This is a genomic window from Pseudomonas sp. SR18 (genome assembly GCF_023701505.1).
Taxonomy (GTDB): Bacteria; Pseudomonadota; Gammaproteobacteria; order Pseudomonadales; family Pseudomonadaceae; genus Aquipseudomonas; species Aquipseudomonas cyclaminis.
This window is the reverse complement of the sequence record NZ_JAMQAU010000002.1, coordinates 191,326-208,182: the sequence shown is the minus strand read 5'-3', so window position 1 is coordinate 208,182 and position 16,857 is coordinate 191,326. Positions and strand designations below refer to the sequence as shown.

Sequence of the window (16,857 nt, the reverse complement as noted above, 5' to 3'; positions counted from 1 at the left end):
CAGGCGGCAGTTGCCGGCTGGGCAAGTCAAACTTAGAAGAGAACACAACTTATGCTTTTTTCCCGTAAGGCGGTTTCCAAGCGTCACCTACTGCTGATTGCCGCTGGCTTCAGCACCGTGCTGACAGGTTGCGCCACATCGCCGGCCTCCAAGGTCGCGTCCAGCACCAAGGTCGAGTACTACCCCAACTGCTACGAGCCGGTGCAGCACTTGCGTGCCACCGATTCGAACATGACCAAGTCGGTCGTCACCGGTGCGGCCATCGGCGCAGCCGGCGGTGCCCTGCTCGGCGCCCTGACCGGTGACAAGGAAAAACGTGGCCGTAATGCCGCCATTGGCGCAGCCGGCGGCGCCCTGGCGGGCGGCGCGGCGGGTTATTACACCGAGCGTCAGAAGCAGATCGCCGATGACAACCAGCGCATTGCCTCGTACGCGGCTGACGTCAACAAAAGCGCCTCCGACATCGATCGCAGCACCGCGTACGCCAAGGCGTCCCAGCAGTGCTACCAGAGCGCATTCACCAAATTGGTGTCTGATCGCAAGGCCAAGACCGTCAACGACACCGAAGGCCGCAAACGCCTGGCGGAAATCGTCTCGGGCCTGAAGGAGTCCAATGACCTGATCGTTGCGGTCAACGGCAAAGCTGCCGAAGACCTGAACAACTACACCCAGGCCTACGAGAAAGACCTGCAACAAGTGGGCGTGCAGCGTGCCGACGTGGTCACCGTGGCCAAGGCCGATGCAGCACCTGCCGTGACGCCAGCCAACAAGAAGAAAGGCACCGGTATCAAGCCGCCGAAGAAGCCACCACTGCCAACCGTACCGACTGAAGCGGTTTCCACCGAGAAAACCTTCCAGACCGCCCAAACCAAGCAAGATGAAAGCAAGAAGGTCGCCAGCGCCGGTAAGACTCAGATCGAAGGCACCTGCCGCGATCCAAACCTGGCCGACTGGGCGCCGGTACCTTGCCCGAACGTTTAACTAACATGCTGCTATAAGCGTCAAACGCCAGCCGATCTTCCGCTAATGCGCTAGATCGGTGGCGTTCTTTTTGCAAATCGTTAAACTGCTGCGGCCACTTAATAATTACACCGAGGCCGTGTGCATGAAATTTCGTCTTCTGCTGTGGGTGCTGGGCCTGATGATGGGCAAAGCCAGTCGCACCAATCCTGCCTTCCAGCAACAGTTGGGTGATAAAGACCTGGCGTTCCAGTTGCAGACCCTCGACGGCAAGGTTGCCCGTCACTTCATCGTCAAAGACCAGCGCATCACCAGCCGCTCAGGGGTTCATCCTGCGCCGGCGTTCGCCATTGCGTTTAAAGATGCGGCCTACGGCTTCGCCACGATGCAGGCGAAGAACAAGCAACTGGCGTTCATGACGGGGATTCAGGACAAGTCGATCCAGATCAAGGGCAACCCGGCGCTGGTGATCTGGTTCCAGGGGTTGACCAAGTATCTGAAGCCGAAGAAAAAGAAGAGTTGAGGTTTTTCAGTAAAATCGAGTTGGATTCAACGGGGGCAAGCCCCCTCCCACAGGGGAATGCATTCCAAATGTGGGAGGGGGCTTGCCCCCGATAGCTATCTGACAGGCGCCAGATTCAGGGCTGGCTGAACTGCGAGGCCAACTCGCGCAACAGCACCTCGGCATCCAGCACCTTGCCGACCACTTCCTCAGCCTTGTCGCGGGTCAGGCCCAGGCGCTCCAGCAGCGCATCCGGAATGGCCTCGTCCGGCCCGGAGCCAATCCCCCGGCTGCGCAATAAACGCACCGCCAGACACACCAGGTTCGGATACTCGGCGTACTGCCCGTCGTAGGTCGGATCGTGCTGGAAGCGCAGGGCGGTGGACAGTTCGTCCGGCATGTCCCAGTAGCGCATCAGCCAGGCGCCGATCTGCTCACGGCTGATGCCCAGCAGGTGTTGTTCCACGTAGCTATGGCACAGGTGCGGGTTGACCTCCAGGTGACGGCAGATCAGCGAGAAGTGCGGCGGGAACACGTGAGCCAGCAGCAGGTAACCGAAGTTGTGCAGCAGGCCGGCCAAGTAGGTCAGGCCGGCTTCGGGGCGCTGGGCGCGGGGCATGGCGCGGGTCAGGCCTTCGATCACGGCGGCGGTGTAGATTGACTGGTGCCAGTACGGCGTGGCCTGGTGCGGGTTGTCCTTGGGCAGGCTCAAGGTCTTGCCCAGGGCCAGGCCCAGTGCCAGGTTGATCACCAGGTCAAAGCCCAGCACCCGTACGATGGCGTCTTCCACCGAGCGGATCTTGCCTGGCGACGCGTAATACGGCGACGCCGCCCAGCTCACCACTTGGGCGGCCAGGGCTGGGTCGGTTTCGACCACGCCGGTGATGTCGTCGATGGTGGCGTTGGGGTCGACGCGCAGCTTGATGATCTTCTGCGCCGTGTCGGCCAGCGGTGGAATCTCGATGGTCGCTTCCAGGCGCTGCTGGATACGGCGGGCGGTGAACGCCTGCATCGCCTGGGTGATTTCCTCGCGGTCATCATTGGGGCGGTCGAGGTTCGGGCGGATTTTGCTCAGCGGCTCGCCGAACTGCGCGGCGCTCGCCTTGGTGAGCATGGTCTTGAAAGCGTCACTGGCGATTTCCAGCAGCAGGCCGGCTTCGCCGGAGTGCACCAGCAGGCTTGGCTCATTGAGCAGGCTGTCTTCGTACAGGCACGGCGAACTTGTGAGTGCCGGCAGGCCTGGCAGCAGGTTCAGCTCATGCTTGTCCAGCATGCGTTTGACGCGATCCGGCGACACAGCGATGAGGCGGCGACCGGTGAGTTCGGTGAGGCGGTTGAGGTCGAGCAACTGGTTCTGGGGGAACAGCACCATCAGTGCGCCCACCGCGTCTTCCAGCAGCACGGCCTGCACCTTGCGCGCAGGATTCAGGCCAGGGTGTTCTGCGACTTCCGTGTAGGGGATGGCGAGTTTTGCGAGCAGAGCCCGAATGACCGGCGGGGCGGTCAGTGGGGCTGTGGCGAGGGCAACTTCTGACATGGCCTGATCCAATTTCGTACAGTCACCGAAGTATAACCAGCTTGATACACCTGTAGGTCGCTTAAGTGAGTCAGGCGTCACACTTGGCCGTATTGCTGCCCATGGCGTAGCCAGCGATCGAGCAGCGGGCTGACGTGATCCGGCCAGCGTTCCATGAGGGCTTGCGCCGCATCGCGCACGGCGGGGAGCAAGTCGGCGTCGCGCATCAGGTCGGCGACTTTGAATTGCAGCAGGCCGGTCTGGCGGGTGCCGAGCATTTCGCCTGGGCCGCGCAGTTCGAGGTCTTTTTCGGCAATGACAAACCCGTCGTTGGTCTCGCGCATGATGCCCAGGCGCTGGCGGCCGATCTGTGACAGCGGCGGGTGATACAGCAGCACGCAGTGGCTGGCGGCGCTGCCCCGACCGACGCGGCCGCGCAGTTGGTGCAGTTGCGCCAGGCCCAGGCGCTCGGGGTTTTCAATAATCATCAGGCTGGCGTTGGGCACGTCTACGCCGACTTCGATCACCGTGGTGGCCACCAGCAGTTGCAGGTTGCCGGCCTTGAATTCAGCCATCACAGCGGCTTTTTCGGCGGGCTTCATGCGCCCGTGGATCAGGCCCACCTTGAGTTCACCCAAGGCGCTGGTGAGGTCCTCGTAGGTGGTCTCGGCAGCCTGGCAGGTGAGTTCTTCGGACTCTTCGATCAGCGTGCACACCCAGTAAGCCTGGCGCCCTTCGGCACACGCGCCGCGTACCCGCTCGATCACTTCGACACGCCGGGTGTCGGTGACCAGCACGGTGTTGACCGGGGTGCGGCCGGGCGGCAGTTCGTCGAGGATCGAGGTATCGAGGTCGGCGTAGGCACTCATGGCCAGGGTGCGCGGGATCGGCGTGGCGGTCATGATCAGCTGGTGCGGGTTCATCCGGCCGCCCACGCCTTTCTGGCGCAGGGCCAGGCGCTGCTGCACGCCGAAGCGGTGTTGTTCGTCGATGATCACCAAGGCCAGGTTCTTGAACTTCACTTCGTCCTGGAACAGCGCGTGGGTGCCCACCACCATCGGTGCGCCGCCGGCGATCTGCTCCAGTGACGCTGCGCGGTTCTTGCCCTTGAGTTTGCCGGCCAGCCACGCGACTTCCAGGCCCAGGGGTTCGAGCCAGCGCTTGAAGGTGATGAAGTGCTGCTCGGCGAGGATCTCGGTGGGTGCCATCAATGCGACCTGGTAGCCGGCTTCCAGCGCCTGCAAGGCGGCGAGGGCGGCGACCACGGTTTTGCCTGCGCCCACATCGCCCTGAATCAACCGGAGCATGGGTTCTTTCTGGCTGAGGTCGTAGGCGATTTCATTGCCGACACGTTGCTGGGCGCCGGTTGGCGCAAACCCGAGGTTGGCCAGGTACTGCGCAGGCAGGCGCGTGGCCTTGGGCATCGCCGGGGCGCGCAGGGAACGCATGCTTTCGCGCAGGCGTTGCTGGGACAGCTGATGAGTGAGCAATTCTTCGAAGGCCAGGCGGTGTTGGGCCCAGTGGTGACCCAGGGCCAATTCGTCGACATCGGCATCGGCCGGCGGGTGATGCAGGTAGCGAATCGCATCGTCCAGTGGTGCCAGTTGATAGTCGCGAGCCAGCTCCAGTGGCAGCCAGTCGGGCAGGCTTTGCGGGCCAAGCATCGTCAGGGTCTGCGTGCACAGCTGGCGCAGGCGTTGCTGGGTCAGGCCTTCGGTTAGCGGGTAGATGGGCGTGAGGGTGGTGTCCACCGGCGGCGGTTCGTCGCCGGTAATCGCGCGGTATTCCGGGTGGTAGATTTCCAGGCCTGAGGCGCCGGGCCGGGCTTCGCCATAGCAGCGCACGCGCGTGCCGCGCTTGAGGCCTTCCTTCTGCGCGTTGCTGAAATGGTAGAAGCGCAGGCTCAGGCCGCCGGTGCCGTCCTGCAGGCGCACGACCAGGCTGCGGCGCTTGCCCATGACCACGTCGGCGCCGCTGACGGTGCCTTCGACTACCGCGTCTTGCCCTGGGCGCAAGTGGCCGATGGGCACCACGCGGGTACGGTCCTGATAACGCAGGGGCAGGTGAAACAATACGTCCTGGAGGTTTTCCAGGCCGACCTTGGCCAGTTTCTCGGCCATGGCTTCACCGACACCCTTGAGTGCCGTCACCGACACCTGCGACAGCTCTGTCATACCGTTGCTTAGCTCGCAGCAGGCGGCTTGGCCACCGAACACAGGCGGATCGAGTCGGCGAGGATCTCAATCGCTTTAGGCCGTGGGAAGCTCGCACGCCAGGCGATTGCCACCGTGCGGAACGGCACCGGCGGTGTGAGCGGGCGCACTGCGATCACGCCGGGGGCGTAGTGATGGCTGTCCACCGCCGACAACGGCAGGATCGAAATGCCCAGGCCGGACGCAACCATGTGGCGAATGGTTTCCAGGGAGCTGGATTCCACGGTGGTGTGCTTGGCGCCGTCGTTGCCTTTGGTCAGCGTCGGGCAGGCTTCCAGCACCTGGTCGCGGAAGCAGTGGCCTTCGCCGAGCAGCAACAGGCTCTTGTCGTTGAGCAGGCCGGCGTCGATGGTGTCTTTCTGCGTCCACGGGTGGGAGGCGGGCATGAGCACGTAGAACGGCTCGTCGTAGAGGGGCAGCGTCAGCACGTCGGCCTCGTTGAACGGCAGCGCGATGATGATCGCGTCCAGCTCGCCGTTGCGCAGTTTGTCGCGCAGCACGTGGGTGAAGTTCTCTTCGATATACAGCGGCATCTGCGGCGCGACGCGGTGCAGTTGCGGGATCAAGTGCGGGAACAGGTAAGGGCCGACGGTGTAGATGGCGCCGACTTTCAGCGGTGCGGTCAGCTGGTTTTTGCCGGCTTGGGCCAGCTCGCGAATGCTTTGCGCTTGTTCCAGGACTTTCTGGGCCTGGGCAACGATGCCTTCGCCCACGGGCGTAAGGCGCACGGCGCTTTTGCTGCGCTCGAAAATCAGCACACCGAGTTCGTCTTCAAGCTTTTTCACGCCCACCGACAGCGTCGGCTGGCTGACGTGGCAACGCTCGGCCGCGTGGCCGAAGTGCTGCTCTTGGGCGAGGGTAACGATGTAGCGTAATTCTGTAAGAGTCATAGCGGGCGTCCATGAGGTTGCGGGCCAAGCATACCGGCTGCAATCGATAGACGCACGTTATCAGAAGTTTGTTGGGGATTGAGCGGGGAATGCAGAGGATTTTGCTGAGTGTGGCAAGGGTTGCCCCTTGCCACAGTCATTTTCAGCGGCGACGTTTCTCGATGTTGTACACAAACGGTGCAACGATCTCGACACTGCCGCTTTTCACCATATCGGCCGGTGGCTTGGGCAGTGGCTGGGCACGACGGATCATGTCCAGGGTTGCACGGTCCAGGTCGGCGTTGCCGGAGCGGCCCACCAACTCGTAGGACAGCACATTGCCTTCGGCATCGACCACGAAGCGCAGGCGGTTCAGGCCTTCCTTGCCACGCGCCTGGGCTCCTGGCGGGTACTTCTTGTACTTCTGCAGATGCGCCAGCAGCGTGCCTTCCCAGGATGCCTTGGCTGCAATCTGCTGCGGCGACGGGCCTGGAACCGGCTGGGCCGATTTTTCGGCTGGCGCTTTGGTCGGTGGAGCATCGCTCGGCGGGTCCTCGGAAGGTTTCTCCTTGGGCGGCTCGATTTTTTTCTCTACCGGCTTGGGCGGCTGAGGTTTGGGCTTGGGCTTGACCGGCTTGGGCACCTGGATCGTTGGCTTGGGTGCCTCGGCCAGTTTCGGCAAAGGCAACTCTTCCACCGGTGCAGGCGGTTGCGGTGGCGTGACCACTTTCGGCGGGGCCGGTGGCGGCGGCGCAGGCATCGGCGCCAGGTCAATGACCATGGCGGCCGGTGGCAACTGCACGGTGTGCGGCGCCGACCAATGAAGCGCGATAGCAATCGCGACGGCATGCACGCCCAGCACGACGGCAAGGCTGGTGCCATAACGCGTCAGTTTGTGGCGCGTCGTGATCATTTCTTGGCTGCCGTCTCAAGTCCGACCAGGCCTACCTTGAGGTAGCCGGCTGCCCGCAGGGCATCCATCACGCTCATCAGGTCGCCGTAGTCCACGCCCTTGTCGGCCTGGAAGAAGATCGTCGTGTCTTTCTTGCCTTGGGTCTTGGCGTCGAGCACCTGGCCCAGGGTTTCAGCTTTGACTTCTTCTTCGCCCAGGAACAGGCGTTGGTCTGCCTTGACGCTGAGGAACACCGGCTTCTCAGGCCGCGGCGCAGGCTTTGCGCTGGACGCGGGCAGATCGACCTTGATGTCCACGGTGGCCAAGGGTGCGGCGACCATGAAGATGATCAGCAGTACCAGCATGACGTCGATAAACGGCGTGACGTTGATTTCGTGGTTCTCGACGAGTTCATCGTCGCCTTGATTCAAATGCAGGCCCATGGCCGATTACCCCACTTTCACCATGTGCGGTTGCGAGCTGCGCTCGGTAGGCAGGTGATCGAGGTCGCGGCTGACCAGCAGCAGGACTTCTGCCGACGCGTCCGATACCTGGGCTTTGTAGCCGGCAATCGAACGGGCGAAGACGTTGTAGATCACCACCGCAGGAATTGCCGCAACCAGGCCCAGGGCGGTTGCCAGCAGGGCTTCGGCGATGCCTGGGGCAACGACGGCGAGGTTGGTGGTCTGGGTTTTGGCGATGCCGATAAAGCTGTTCATGATGCCCCACACGGTGCCGAACAGGCCGACGAACGGTGCGGTAGAGCCGATGGTGGCGAGGACGCCGGTGCCGCTGCTCATGTTACGGCCACAGGCTGCAACCAGGCGCTCAAGGCGGAATGCAACGCGCTCCTTGATGCCTTCTTTTTCGCGGGTATTGGCCGACAGGCGCATTTCTTCCAGCGCGTCGTGCACCAGGGTGTTGGCCAGGGTGCCCTTCTTGGTCGCGCTTTCGCTCGCTTCCTTGAGGGTGGCGGCTTTTTTCAGGTGGACGATTTCAGTACGCAGACGACGCTTGGCACCCAGCAGCTCGAAGCCTTTGGCGATCCAGATGGTCCAGGTGATGATCGAGGCGATGGCCAGGCCGATCATCACGGCTTTCACCACGACGTCTGCGTTCTGGTACATGCCCCATGGGGAAAGGTCGTGGGCCATGCCCAGCGTGTTGTCTTCTTCCAGTACTACGCCGGTTTCGTCGGCGGCAGCAGGGGCTGCAGCCAGGGCCGGGTCGGTGGCGGCTGGCGCAGCAGCGGGAGCGGCCGGGGCTGTAGCGTTGTGCTCGGCGGCAGCCGGGGTGGCCGGGGCGGTGGCATCAGCGAATGCGGCGGTCGGTGCCAGCAATACGCTGAACACCAGCGCTGCAATCGCGCGCCAGGCGCGGGACGGGGTTGGCGAAGCGGGGGTTGTATTACGTGTCATGCTGGCCGGACCTGAGAGGAAAAATGAGTGATCGTCCTACCAGACCCTAAACGGCCGAGGACAAATGGGTGGTCATTATTGCAAGTAATTCTTGTTAACAGAAGTAATACAGTAACTTTATTTGGACTTTTTCTGGCCGCTGGTCAGCCGAGAAGGCTAATCTAGACCTTTGAGAATGGAGTTTTGTGATGTCCGCACCTTCTGTTGTGATTGCCGGATGCGGCGATGTGGGTAGTCGCCTGGCTAGCCAATTGCTGGCCTGGGAATGGGAGGTTCATGGCCTGCGCCGCGATATTTCGCGTCTGCCCGACGGCGTGATCGGCATTGCCGGCGACCTGTTCAACAAAGATTGTCCTGACACCTGGCCCATCGGCGGAGTGGATTACCTGGTGTATTGCGCTGCCGCCACGGATCACGACGAAGCCGGTTATCGCGCCGCTTACGTACAAGGACTGAAACATGTGTTGGAGTGGCTGGATGATTACGGCCAAGTGCCGAAGCACCTGCTGTTTGTATCCAGCAGCAGTGTTTACGGACAGCAGAATGGCGAGTGGGTCGACGAAACGTCGCAGACTCAAGCGAAGGGGTATTCCGGGCAGGTGATGCTGGAGGCTGAGCAGGTCGCGCTCAATAGCGGCATCCCAGCCAGCATTGTGCGCCTGACCGGCATTTATGGCCCCGGCCGCGAGTGGCTGCTGACCCAGGTTCGCCAAGGCTATCGCGTAGCAATCGACCCACCTTTATATGGCAACCGCATTCACGCGGATGATGCGGCGGGCTTGCTGGCGTTTTTGTTGCGTCATGTGGAACAGGGTGGGTCGTTGGACAAGGTCTATATCGGTGTGGACGACGCGCCTGCGCCACTGGCCGAAGTGGTGGACTGGTTGCGCGAGTACCTGGGTGTGACCGAATGGTCCGAAGACGCCAGCGTGCGGCGTGCGGGCAGCAAGCAGTGCAGCAATGCCCGGGTCAAGGCATTGGGATGGAAACCGACCTATCCAAGCTTTCGTGAAGGCTATGCTGCAATCCTTGAAGGAAAGCGCTAACTGAAAAAGGAGCCCGGGCAGACTGTGTGAAAACGCACTGAAGGCCGGCCCAACAAACGCCCCGACTCGTTCGGGGCGTTTGTTTTTATGCCGGCGACAGGCGAAAAAAGGCCTTCTAGCCCATTAGCGCCATCAGTTGGCGGGCCCCGAGCACGTTAATCGCTCGTTTCAGGTTGTAGGCATTCACCGCCAAGGCCATTTCAGCTTTCGTCCCCTCAAGTTGCCGCAGCAAGAAACGACCATTACCCAATAGCCACTGTTTGAGGTTGCCGAAGGGGTGCTCAACGATGGATCTTCGGTTGGCCATCATCTCAGGATGCGCCTGCATCCTTTGCTCCATCCGCTCGAAAGCCTCTTCATGGGCATGTCGTGAGACATAACGACGCTGGGCTCCAGTGCATTGCGCTTTCAGCGCGCAGTTGGCGCAGTCGTCGACGGCGGCCTGATAGATCCGATCACCTTTCGCTGGAAATAGCCGTAGAGATAGAGTTTTAGCTGATCGGCAGGATCATAAGAGGGGCGACCGGTGCCTTTGGGCAACGCCTTATCGAACCCCAACTGCACCAGATCCAGCTTGGCCACGTAGAAGTCTATGACTCGAACGAGGTGATCCTCGGGGATCAGTTCTTCCAGCGAGACCGGGAACAGGCTGGTCTGGCTGTGAGATTCGCCCTGGATGTACGCCATAACGAAAAATGCTCCGTATCTTTCGATACGGAGCATTTTCTTTGAGCTCTGCGCAGATTGCTAGGTTTTCACACAGTCTGCGAGGGCTCCTTTTTTACGGTTTTTCCAGCAGCCACTGTCGTGGCCCAGGTGTAAACGAAGGTACTTCGTCGGCCTGTGCGGTGTTGACTGCCTGGAAAATTTCCAGCTGTTTGCCTTTGCGGACAAAAATCCATGGATTGCCCACGCCGTTGAGTTGCAGCCACATACTGTCGTAGCCGCCGCTCATTGAAGCGCAATCACCTGCCAGGCACAGCGAGTACCGGTCGACACCCGGTAAGCCTGCGACTTTGCCGTCAGCCTGAAACTGCACCGTGGCGCCGTTGCCGAAGCCGTCAGTGATTTTCCAGTCGCCGCCCATATAGGCCGCATACAGTGCGCGTTCGACGTTCGCGCCCAGTGGCGCACCTTCAGGGGCGGGGTCTTTGGCGCGGGCAAATAGCTGTTCGGGCTCGTTGTCGTTGGCCACTTGCAGCAGCTGCTTGCCTTTGCGCTTGAGTTCAGTGGCGGAGCTGCCGTAGAAATCCACGCTCCAGGCGCCGGATTGTTCACCGAGCAGCTTGCCTTCGGCAACTTCAAAACCGTTGTAGTAGCGCGCCTGCGCAGCCTTGGAATTGACCTCCCATTCGAGGTTCGGGCCAAAACTCTGCAGTGCTTCACGCAAAGGGCCGCCCTTGGCTGCCGCATCGATGGCGACCTGGTTGATCCAGGTGCCGCTCACATCCAGGTCGGCCGGGTTGCTGGCGCAGCCGCCGAGCATCAGGGCGAGCAACGAAGTGGCTACAAGCGCTTTGCGCATCATGAAATCCTTTTAAAACGAAGTCGGCGCGGCCTGTGAAGGCTGCGCCGGGTGTTTTACTCGATGACCAGGATCGCGTCCATCTCAACCTGTGCGCCCTTTGGCAGGGCCGCAACGCCGATGGCGGCGCGGGCTGGGTAAGGCTGTTCGAAGTATTTGCCCATGATCTCGTTGACCTTGGCGAAGTGGCTCAGGTCGGTGAGGAAGATGTTCAGCTTGACGATGTCCTTGAACGAACCGCCCGCCGCTTCGGCTACAGACTTGAGGTTTTCGAAGACCTGCACGGTCTGTGCTTCGAAGCCCTCCACCAGTTCCATGGTCTTCGGGTCCAGCGGGATCTGGCCGGACATGTAGACAGTGTTGCCCGCCTTGATCGCCTGGGAATAAGTGCCGATGGCCGCCGGGGCCTTGTCGCTGGTGATAACAGTCTTGGTCATGAATGACTCCTTGTAAGAGGGTGGGTTATGCACGCATGCGGGTGATGCGGATCACACCGGTCAAGGCGCGCAGCTTCTTGATCACGCGGGCCAGGTGCACGCGGTCGTGAACGCTGACCACCAGTTGGACCACGCTGATGCGACCATCGCGTTCGTCCATGCTGATTTTTTCGATATTGCCGTCGGCCGCGTTGACGCTGCTGGCCAGCAGGGCGATCAGGCCGCGCTGGTGTTCCAGCTCCACGCGCAGCTCGACGTTGAATTCGCCGGTGACATCCTTGGCCCATGAGAGCTGGATGCATTTTTCCGGGTTGTGACGGATTTCGGTGATGTTGCGGCAGTTGTCCAGGTGCACGACCATGCCCTTGCCTGCGGACAGGTGGCCGACAATCGGGTCGCCCGGGATTGGCGTGCAGCACTTGGCATAGCTGAGCACCAGGCCCTCGGTGCCGCGAATCGCCAGCGGGCCTTCGGGGCTTGGCAACTGCTCGCCTTCGCCCAGCAGGCGGCGAGCGACGACATAGGCCATGCGGTTGCCCAGGCCGATGTCTTCCAGCAGGTCCTCGACGGTTTCCTGGCGATACTCGTGGAGCATCGCTTGCACGCGCTCCTGCGGGATTTTGTCCAGGGCGCTGTCGAAGCCGTTGAGTACCTTGTTCAGCAGGCGTTCGCCGAGGCTGATGGACTCGGAGCGACGCTGCAGTTTGAGGGCGTGACGAATGTGCGTGCGCGCCTTGCCGGTAACCACGAAGTTGAGCCATGCCGGGTTCGGGCGTGCACCCGGTGCGCTGACGATCTCCACGGTGGAGCCGCTTTGCAGCGGCTCAGACAGCGGGGCGAGACGACGATTGATCCGACAGGCGATGCAGCTGTTGCCCACATCGGTGTGCACGGCGTAGGCAAAGTCGACCGCCGTGGAGCCTTTGGGCAGCTCCATGATCCGGCCTTTGGGCGTGAACACATAGACCTCGTCCGGGAACAGGTCGATCTTCACGCTTTCGATAAATTCCAGGGAGTTGCCGGCACGTTGCTGCATTTCCAGCACGCCTTTGACCCACTGGCGAGCGCGGGCATGGGTGCCTTTTGGCTGCTCGTCGCCGCTGGATTTGTACAGCCAGTGGGCGGCGATGCCGTTGTTGGCCATCTCTTCCATTTCGCGGGTGCGGATCTGGATCTCGATCGGCACGCCGTGCATACCGAACAGCGTGGTATGCAGTGACTGATAGCCGTTGGCCTTGGGAATCGCGATGTAGTCCTTGAAGCGGCCCGGCAGGGGTTTGTACAAATTATGTACAGCGCCCAACACGCGGTAGCAGGTATCGACCTTGTCGACGATGATCCGGAATGCGTACACATCCATGATTTCGTTGAAGGCCCGACGCTTGCCGCGCATCTTCTTGTAGATGCCGTAGATGTGCTTCTGCCGGCCGCTGACCTCGCCCTCAATCTCGTCGATCGCCAGGCAGTGGCTTAGCGACTCTTCGATCTTGTTGACGATTTCCTTGCGATTGCCACGGGCGCGCTTGACCGCCTGGTAGATGCGCGCCGAACGCATCGGGTGCATGGCCTTGAAGCCGAGGTCTTCGAACTCGATACGAATGGCGTGCATGCCCAGCCGGTTGGCGATGGGCGCGTAGATTTCCAGGGTTTCCTTGGCGATGCGCCGGCGTTTTTCGCCGGACAGCACTTCCAGCGTGCGCATGTTGTGCAGCCGGTCGGCCAGCTTGACCAGGATCACCCGGATATCCCGGGCCATGGCCATGGCCATCTTCTGGAAGTTTTCCGCCTGGGCTTCGGCCTTGGTCTCGAAGTTCATCTGGGTCAGTTTGCTGACCCCATCGACCAGTTCGGCCACGGTTTCGCCAAATTGCGCGCTGAGCGCTTCCTTGGCGATGCCGGTGTCTTCGATCACGTCATGCAGCATCGCGGCCATCAGGCTCTGATGGTCCATGTGCATGTCAGCGAGAATATTTGCCACCGCAAGAGGATGGGTGACATATGCCTCACCGCTACGGCGGCGTTGGCCGTCGTGGGCTTGTTCGGCGTAGAAATACGCTCGGCGTACCAGGTTGACCTGGTCGGGGCCGAGGTAGGTCGATAAGCGATCGGCGAGGGCGTCTATGCTCGGCAAGATGTGAACTCCTGCCGAAGGCTTTGACCCCGCGCCGTGCTGCGTCGACCAGGCATAGGCTTAGACGGCCTCGTTGGACTCGTCCTCGAACGCTGCAAACAGCGGTTCGTCTTCAACGATTTCAGCGTTGGCGATGAACTCGTAGCTCATCAGGCCTTCAGCGATTTCACGCAGGGCTACAACGGTAGGCTTGTCGTTTTCCCACTGGACCAGAGGCTCTTTGCCGCCAGTGGCCAGTTGACGGGCACGCTTGGTAGAGAGCATGACCAGCTCAAAGCGGTTTGCCACGTGGTCTAGGCAGTCTTCAACGGTTACGCGGGCCATGATATTCCTCGGAGCGGATGCAAGATGCGCGCTGCCCGGTTGGGCGAGCGGACTAAACAGTTTAAAAAATCACCAGCGTTTAGGGAAGCGCTGATTTTTCGCAAGCCCTCGCAAAACCGCTGCAAGTGCCAATGTAAAGCCCTTGCAGCGGTTTTGGGAAGCGCTAATCAGCCGAGTAATTCGGCCAGTAACTTACCGAAACGCTGCTGTTGACGCTTTTGCTGGAGCTGATTAGTGCGGAAAATCGCCTTCAGATCATCCAGTGCGTGGGAAAAATCGTCGTTGATGATCAGGTAATCGTAGTCGACGTAGTGGCTCATTTCGCTGACGGCTTCACGCATGCGCCCTTCGATGATCTCGTCGCTGTCCTGCCCGCGGTTGGTCAGGCGCTGGTGCAAGGCTTCAAGCGAAGGCGGCAGGATGAAGATCGAGCGCGCCTGGGGCATCAGCTTGCGTACTTGCTCGGCGCCCTGCCAGTCGATTTCCAGGATCAGGTCGTGGCCTTCGTCCAGGGTCTGCTGCAGGTGGCTTTGCGAGGTGCCGTAGAGGTTGCCGAATACCTCGGCGCGCTCCAGGAAGTCGCCGTGTTCGATCATCTTGACGAACTCGGTGCGCTCGACGAAGTGATAGTGCACGCCGTTCACCTCGCCCGGGCGCATGGCGCGGGTGGTGTGGGAGACCGAGATGCGGATCTGTTCGTCAGCGTCGGTCAGGGCCTTGACCAGGCTGCTCTTGCCCGCGCCCGAAGGGGCGGAAATGATGTAAAGGGTGCCGGTGCTGTGGGTCATGAAGGTTGCCTTACTCAATATTCTGTACTTGTTCGCGCATCTGCTCGATCAACACTTTGAGGTTGACCGCAGCCGTAGTGCTGCGCGGGTCGAAAGCTTTGGAGCCGAGTGTATTGGCTTCGCGGTTGAGTTCCTGCATCAGGAAGTCCAGGCGCCGACCGGCGGCGCCGCCGGATTTGAGTACGCGGCGCACTTCGAGGATGTGGGTGCTCAGGCGATCCAGCTCTTCGGCGACGTCGCTCTTCTGGGCCAGCAGGACCATTTCCTGCTCCAAGCGCGTCGGGTCGAGGTCTGCCTTCATGTCGGTGAAGCGGTCGAGGACCTTCTGGCGCTGGGTGGCGAGCATCTGCGGCACCAGCTCGCGCAAGGTGATCACGTCGGCTTCTATCGAGGTCAGGCGCTCGTTGATGAGGCGGGCCAGTTCGCTGCCTTCGCGTTCGCGGCCGGCCTTGAGTTCCTTCAAGCCCTGGGTGAACAGGGCGAGGGCTTCGGCGTTGAGGGCTTGCGGATCGGTGGCATCGGCCACCAGCACGCCTGGCCAGGCCAGCACTTCCAGAGGGTTCAATGCGGCGGGTTGCTTGATCAGCCCGGCGATGGTCTCGGCAGCGGCGACCAGTTGCGCAGCGCGCTCGCGATCCACTTGCAGTGGTTTGCCGGTGGTCTCTTCGGTAAAGCGCAGGGTGCATTCCAGCTTGCCGCGGGAGATGCCCTGGCGCAGGGCTTCACGCACGGCGCCTTCGAGGTCGCGGAATGATTCCGGCAGGCGCAGGTGCGGCTCCAGGTAGCGGCTGTTGACCGAGCGCAGCTCCCAGCTCAAGGTGCCTTGGGCGCCGGCTTTTTCGACGCGGGCGAAGGCGGTCATGCTGTGCACCATGGAGGTACCTCGCGATGCAGCCCCGAAAACACGGGCTGATGGTTAAGAAGGCGCAGGATTGTAGCGCAGTGGGGCGAGCGCGCCCAAACAATGGGCGATAGGCTGTCCATTCGTAACCGGATTTTTTAGCAGTGCCCCGAATCGGTTCGCGGCTCTATAATGCCCGGCAGTTTTTCGTCCTCAGTACAGGTATCCCCTATGAAACGTCCAAGTGGTCGCGCTGCCGATCAGCTCCGCTCGATCCGCATCACCCGCAACTACACCAAACACGCCGAGGGATCTGTACTGGTCGAGTTTGGCGATACCAAGGTGATTTGCACCGTCAGCGTCGAAAATGGCGTGCCGCGCTTCCTCAAGGGCCAGGGCCAGGGTTGGTTGACCGCCGAGTACGGCATGCTGCCGCGTGCCACTGGCGAGCGTAACCAGCGTGAAGCCAGCCGTGGCAAGCAGGGCGGCCGCACCCTGGAAATCCAGCGTCTGATCGGTCGTTCCCTGCGTGCAGCCCTGGACATGTCCAAGCTGGGCGACGTGACCCTGTACGTCGACTGCGACGTGATCCAGGCCGATGGCGGCACCCGTACCGCGTCCATCACCGGCGCGATGGTGGCCCTGGTCGACGCACTGAAAGTGATCAAGAAACGTGGCGGCCTGAAAGGCGGCGACCCGCTCAAGCAGATGATCGCTGCCGTATCGGTTGGCATGTACCAGGGCGAGCCTGTGCTGGACCTGGACTACCTGGAAGACTCGGCTGCCGAGACTGACCTGAACGTCGTGATGACCAGCACCGGTGGTTTCATCGAAGTGCAGGGCACCGCCGAAGGCGCGCCATTCCAGCCGGCCGAACTGAATGCAATGCTGGCCCTGGCCCAGAAAGGCATGACCGAAATCTTCGAACTGCAGAACGCCGCACTGGCTGACTAAGCCGCCTTCAAGGAGAAGCGCCATGAGTGACAGTCAATTGCCGGTCCCGGCACCGACCAAGGAAGTTCGCCAGTGGGCGATGTTGTGTCACTTCGCGGCGTTTCTGGGGTTGGTATTCCCCTTTGGCAGCCTGTTGGGGCCGCTGATCGTGTGGCAGATCAAGAAGGATATGGACCCGCTTATCGATGATCAGGGCAAGGAAGCCCTGAATTTCCAGATTACCGTGGCCATCGCCTGGCTGGTCTGCATGGTGCTGGGTTTTGTGGTGATCGGCTTTTTGCTGATGTTGGTGCTGGTGGTTGCAGCGCTGGTGCTGACCATCATTGGTGGCGTTAAAGCCAATAACGGCACGGCTTACCGATACCCCTGGACCTGGCGTCTGGTCAAATAATGATCGCCCACAAAAAAACCGACAGCGATGTCGGTTTTTTTGTGCCTGAA

At 61.3% G+C, this 16,857-nt stretch carries 17 protein-coding genes and 1 pseudogene; 5 read left to right on the top strand and 13 right to left on the bottom strand.

What is annotated here, in order from left to right:
- Nucleotides 1-51: 51 nt before the first annotated feature.
- On the top strand, nucleotides 52-981 hold the full coding sequence (tagQ, locus tag NDJ82_RS04840) for a type VI secretion system-associated lipoprotein TagQ (RefSeq protein WP_250925014.1): 930 nt from the start codon (nucleotides 52-54) through the stop codon (nucleotides 979-981).
- Nucleotides 982-1,105: 124 nt separating this feature from the next.
- On the top strand, nucleotides 1,106-1,483 hold the full coding sequence (locus NDJ82_RS04835) for a helicase (protein WP_072435248.1): 378 nt from the start codon (nucleotides 1,106-1,108) through the stop codon (nucleotides 1,481-1,483).
- 115 nt (nucleotides 1,484-1,598) lie between these two features.
- Here NDJ82_RS04835 and NDJ82_RS04830 read toward each other — a convergent pair whose 3' ends face one another.
- The 6 genes from NDJ82_RS04830 to exbB all read right to left on the bottom strand — a co-directional run bounded on the left by NDJ82_RS04830 (nucleotide 1,599) and on the right by exbB (nucleotide 8,370).
- The gene (locus tag NDJ82_RS04830; RefSeq protein WP_191946694.1) at nucleotides 1,599-2,999 is read right to left on the bottom strand and encodes an aminoacyl-tRNA deacylase and HDOD domain-containing protein; all 1,401 of its coding nucleotides are present in this window, start codon (nucleotides 2,997-2,999) and stop codon (nucleotides 1,599-1,601) included.
- A 77-nt stretch (nucleotides 3,000-3,076) separates the two neighbouring features.
- Nucleotides 3,077-5,152: an ATP-dependent DNA helicase RecG gene (gene recG / locus NDJ82_RS04825; protein WP_112196885.1), complete on the bottom strand. Its 2,076-nt coding sequence runs from the start codon at nucleotides 5,150-5,152 to the stop codon at nucleotides 3,077-3,079.
- Between the two features lie 8 nt (nucleotides 5,153-5,160).
- The gene (locus NDJ82_RS04820) at nucleotides 5,161-6,081 is read right to left on the bottom strand and encodes a hydrogen peroxide-inducible genes activator (RefSeq protein ID WP_003213305.1); all 921 of its coding nucleotides are present in this window, start codon (nucleotides 6,079-6,081) and stop codon (nucleotides 5,161-5,163) included.
- A 142-nt stretch (nucleotides 6,082-6,223) separates the two neighbouring features.
- Entirely contained in the window at nucleotides 6,224-6,973 is a 750-nt protein-coding gene (locus tag NDJ82_RS04815) for a TonB family protein (protein ID WP_250925013.1), read from the bottom strand.
- The gene (exbD, locus tag NDJ82_RS04810) at nucleotides 6,970-7,395 is read right to left on the bottom strand and encodes a TonB system transport protein ExbD (protein ID WP_032884416.1); all 426 of its coding nucleotides are present in this window, start codon (nucleotides 7,393-7,395) and stop codon (nucleotides 6,970-6,972) included. The genes NDJ82_RS04815 and exbD overlap by 4 nt, the downstream gene beginning before the upstream one ends.
- A gap of 6 nt (nucleotides 7,396-7,401) precedes the next feature.
- Entirely contained in the window at nucleotides 7,402-8,370 is a 969-nt protein-coding gene (gene exbB, locus NDJ82_RS04805; protein ID WP_112192764.1) for a tonB-system energizer ExbB, read from the bottom strand.
- Nucleotides 8,371-8,558: 188 nt separating this feature from the next.
- Here exbB and NDJ82_RS04800 point away from each other — a divergent pair, with 188 nt between their 5' ends.
- Complete coding sequence (locus tag NDJ82_RS04800; RefSeq protein ID WP_250925012.1) at nucleotides 8,559-9,416, top strand: SDR family oxidoreductase; 858 nt, start codon at nucleotides 8,559-8,561, stop codon at nucleotides 9,414-9,416.
- A 115-nt stretch (nucleotides 9,417-9,531) separates the two neighbouring features.
- Here NDJ82_RS04800 and NDJ82_RS04795 read toward each other — a convergent pair.
- From NDJ82_RS04795 to NDJ82_RS04765, 7 genes and pseudogenes are all read right to left on the bottom strand, one after another.
- Nucleotides 9,532-10,103: pseudogene (locus tag NDJ82_RS04795) on the bottom strand (transposase).
- 94 nt (nucleotides 10,104-10,197) lie between these two features.
- A complete protein-coding gene (locus NDJ82_RS04790) occupies nucleotides 10,198-10,941 on the bottom strand; it encodes a hypothetical protein (RefSeq protein WP_250925011.1) in 744 nt (247 codons plus the stop codon).
- A 56-nt stretch (nucleotides 10,942-10,997) separates the two neighbouring features.
- On the bottom strand, nucleotides 10,998-11,378 hold the full coding sequence (gene ridA / locus NDJ82_RS04785) for a deaminase RidA (protein WP_003176922.1): 381 nt from the start codon (nucleotides 11,376-11,378) through the stop codon (nucleotides 10,998-11,000).
- 25 nt (nucleotides 11,379-11,403) lie between these two features.
- A complete protein-coding gene (gene spoT / locus NDJ82_RS04780; RefSeq protein ID WP_032884411.1) occupies nucleotides 11,404-13,509 on the bottom strand; it encodes a bifunctional GTP diphosphokinase/guanosine-3',5'-bis pyrophosphate 3'-pyrophosphohydrolase in 2,106 nt (701 codons plus the stop codon).
- 60 nt (nucleotides 13,510-13,569) lie between these two features.
- Complete coding sequence (gene rpoZ, locus NDJ82_RS04775) at nucleotides 13,570-13,833, bottom strand: DNA-directed RNA polymerase subunit omega (RefSeq protein WP_017735757.1); 264 nt, start codon at nucleotides 13,831-13,833, stop codon at nucleotides 13,570-13,572.
- 167 nt (nucleotides 13,834-14,000) lie between these two features.
- Nucleotides 14,001-14,621, bottom strand: a complete 621-nt coding sequence (gene gmk, locus NDJ82_RS04770) for a guanylate kinase (RefSeq protein WP_092355860.1) — start codon at nucleotides 14,619-14,621, stop codon at nucleotides 14,001-14,003.
- Nucleotides 14,622-14,631: 10 nt separating this feature from the next.
- A complete protein-coding gene (locus tag NDJ82_RS04765) occupies nucleotides 14,632-15,495 on the bottom strand; it encodes a YicC/YloC family endoribonuclease (RefSeq protein WP_191946698.1) in 864 nt (287 codons plus the stop codon).
- Nucleotides 15,496-15,693: 198 nt separating this feature from the next.
- Here NDJ82_RS04765 and rph point away from each other — a divergent pair, with 198 nt between their 5' ends.
- Both rph and NDJ82_RS04755 read left to right on the top strand, forming a co-directional pair.
- Nucleotides 15,694-16,416: a ribonuclease PH gene (gene rph, locus NDJ82_RS04760; protein WP_016975928.1), complete on the top strand. Its 723-nt coding sequence runs from the start codon at nucleotides 15,694-15,696 to the stop codon at nucleotides 16,414-16,416.
- A gap of 22 nt (nucleotides 16,417-16,438) precedes the next feature.
- Complete coding sequence (locus NDJ82_RS04755) at nucleotides 16,439-16,807, top strand: DUF4870 domain-containing protein (protein ID WP_250925010.1); 369 nt, start codon at nucleotides 16,439-16,441, stop codon at nucleotides 16,805-16,807.
- The last annotated feature ends 50 nt before the right edge of the window (nucleotides 16,808-16,857 follow it).

What these genes read in the sequence shown, in the direction of transcription:
- tagQ (WP_250925014.1), top strand. Translation starts at nt 52, where the DNA reads ATGCTTTTTTCCCGTAAGGCGGTTTCCAAGCGTCACCTACTGCTGATT.
- NDJ82_RS04835 (WP_072435248.1), top strand. Translation starts at nt 1,106, where the DNA reads ATGAAATTTCGTCTTCTGCTGTGGGTGCTGGGCCTGATGATGGGCAAA.
- NDJ82_RS04830 (WP_191946694.1), bottom strand. Translation starts at nt 2,999, where the DNA reads ATGTCAGAAGTTGCCCTCGCCACAGCCCCACTGACCGCCCCGCCGGTC.
- recG (WP_112196885.1), bottom strand. Translation starts at nt 5,152, where the DNA reads ATGACAGAGCTGTCGCAGGTGTCGGTGACGGCACTCAAGGGTGTCGGT.
- NDJ82_RS04820 (WP_003213305.1), bottom strand. Translation starts at nt 6,081, where the DNA reads ATGACTCTTACAGAATTACGCTACATCGTTACCCTCGCCCAAGAGCAG.
- NDJ82_RS04815 (WP_250925013.1), bottom strand. Translation starts at nt 6,973, where the DNA reads ATGATCACGACGCGCCACAAACTGACGCGTTATGGCACCAGCCTTGCC.
- exbD (WP_032884416.1), bottom strand. Translation starts at nt 7,395, where the DNA reads ATGGGCCTGCATTTGAATCAAGGCGACGATGAACTCGTCGAGAACCAC.
- exbB (WP_112192764.1), bottom strand. Translation starts at nt 8,370, where the DNA reads ATGACACGTAATACAACCCCCGCTTCGCCAACCCCGTCCCGCGCCTGG.
- NDJ82_RS04800 (WP_250925012.1), top strand. Translation starts at nt 8,559, where the DNA reads ATGTCCGCACCTTCTGTTGTGATTGCCGGATGCGGCGATGTGGGTAGT.
- NDJ82_RS04790 (WP_250925011.1), bottom strand. Translation starts at nt 10,941, where the DNA reads ATGCGCAAAGCGCTTGTAGCCACTTCGTTGCTCGCCCTGATGCTCGGC.
- ridA (WP_003176922.1), bottom strand. Translation starts at nt 11,378, where the DNA reads ATGACCAAGACTGTTATCACCAGCGACAAGGCCCCGGCGGCCATCGGC.
- rpoZ (WP_017735757.1), bottom strand. Translation starts at nt 13,833, where the DNA reads ATGGCCCGCGTAACCGTTGAAGACTGCCTAGACCACGTGGCAAACCGC.
- gmk (WP_092355860.1), bottom strand. Translation starts at nt 14,621, where the DNA reads ATGACCCACAGCACCGGCACCCTTTACATCATTTCCGCCCCTTCGGGC.
- NDJ82_RS04765 (WP_191946698.1), bottom strand. Translation starts at nt 15,495, where the DNA reads ATGGTGCACAGCATGACCGCCTTCGCCCGCGTCGAAAAAGCCGGCGCC.
- rph (WP_016975928.1), top strand. Translation starts at nt 15,694, where the DNA reads ATGAAACGTCCAAGTGGTCGCGCTGCCGATCAGCTCCGCTCGATCCGC.
- NDJ82_RS04755 (WP_250925010.1), top strand. Translation starts at nt 16,439, where the DNA reads ATGAGTGACAGTCAATTGCCGGTCCCGGCACCGACCAAGGAAGTTCGC.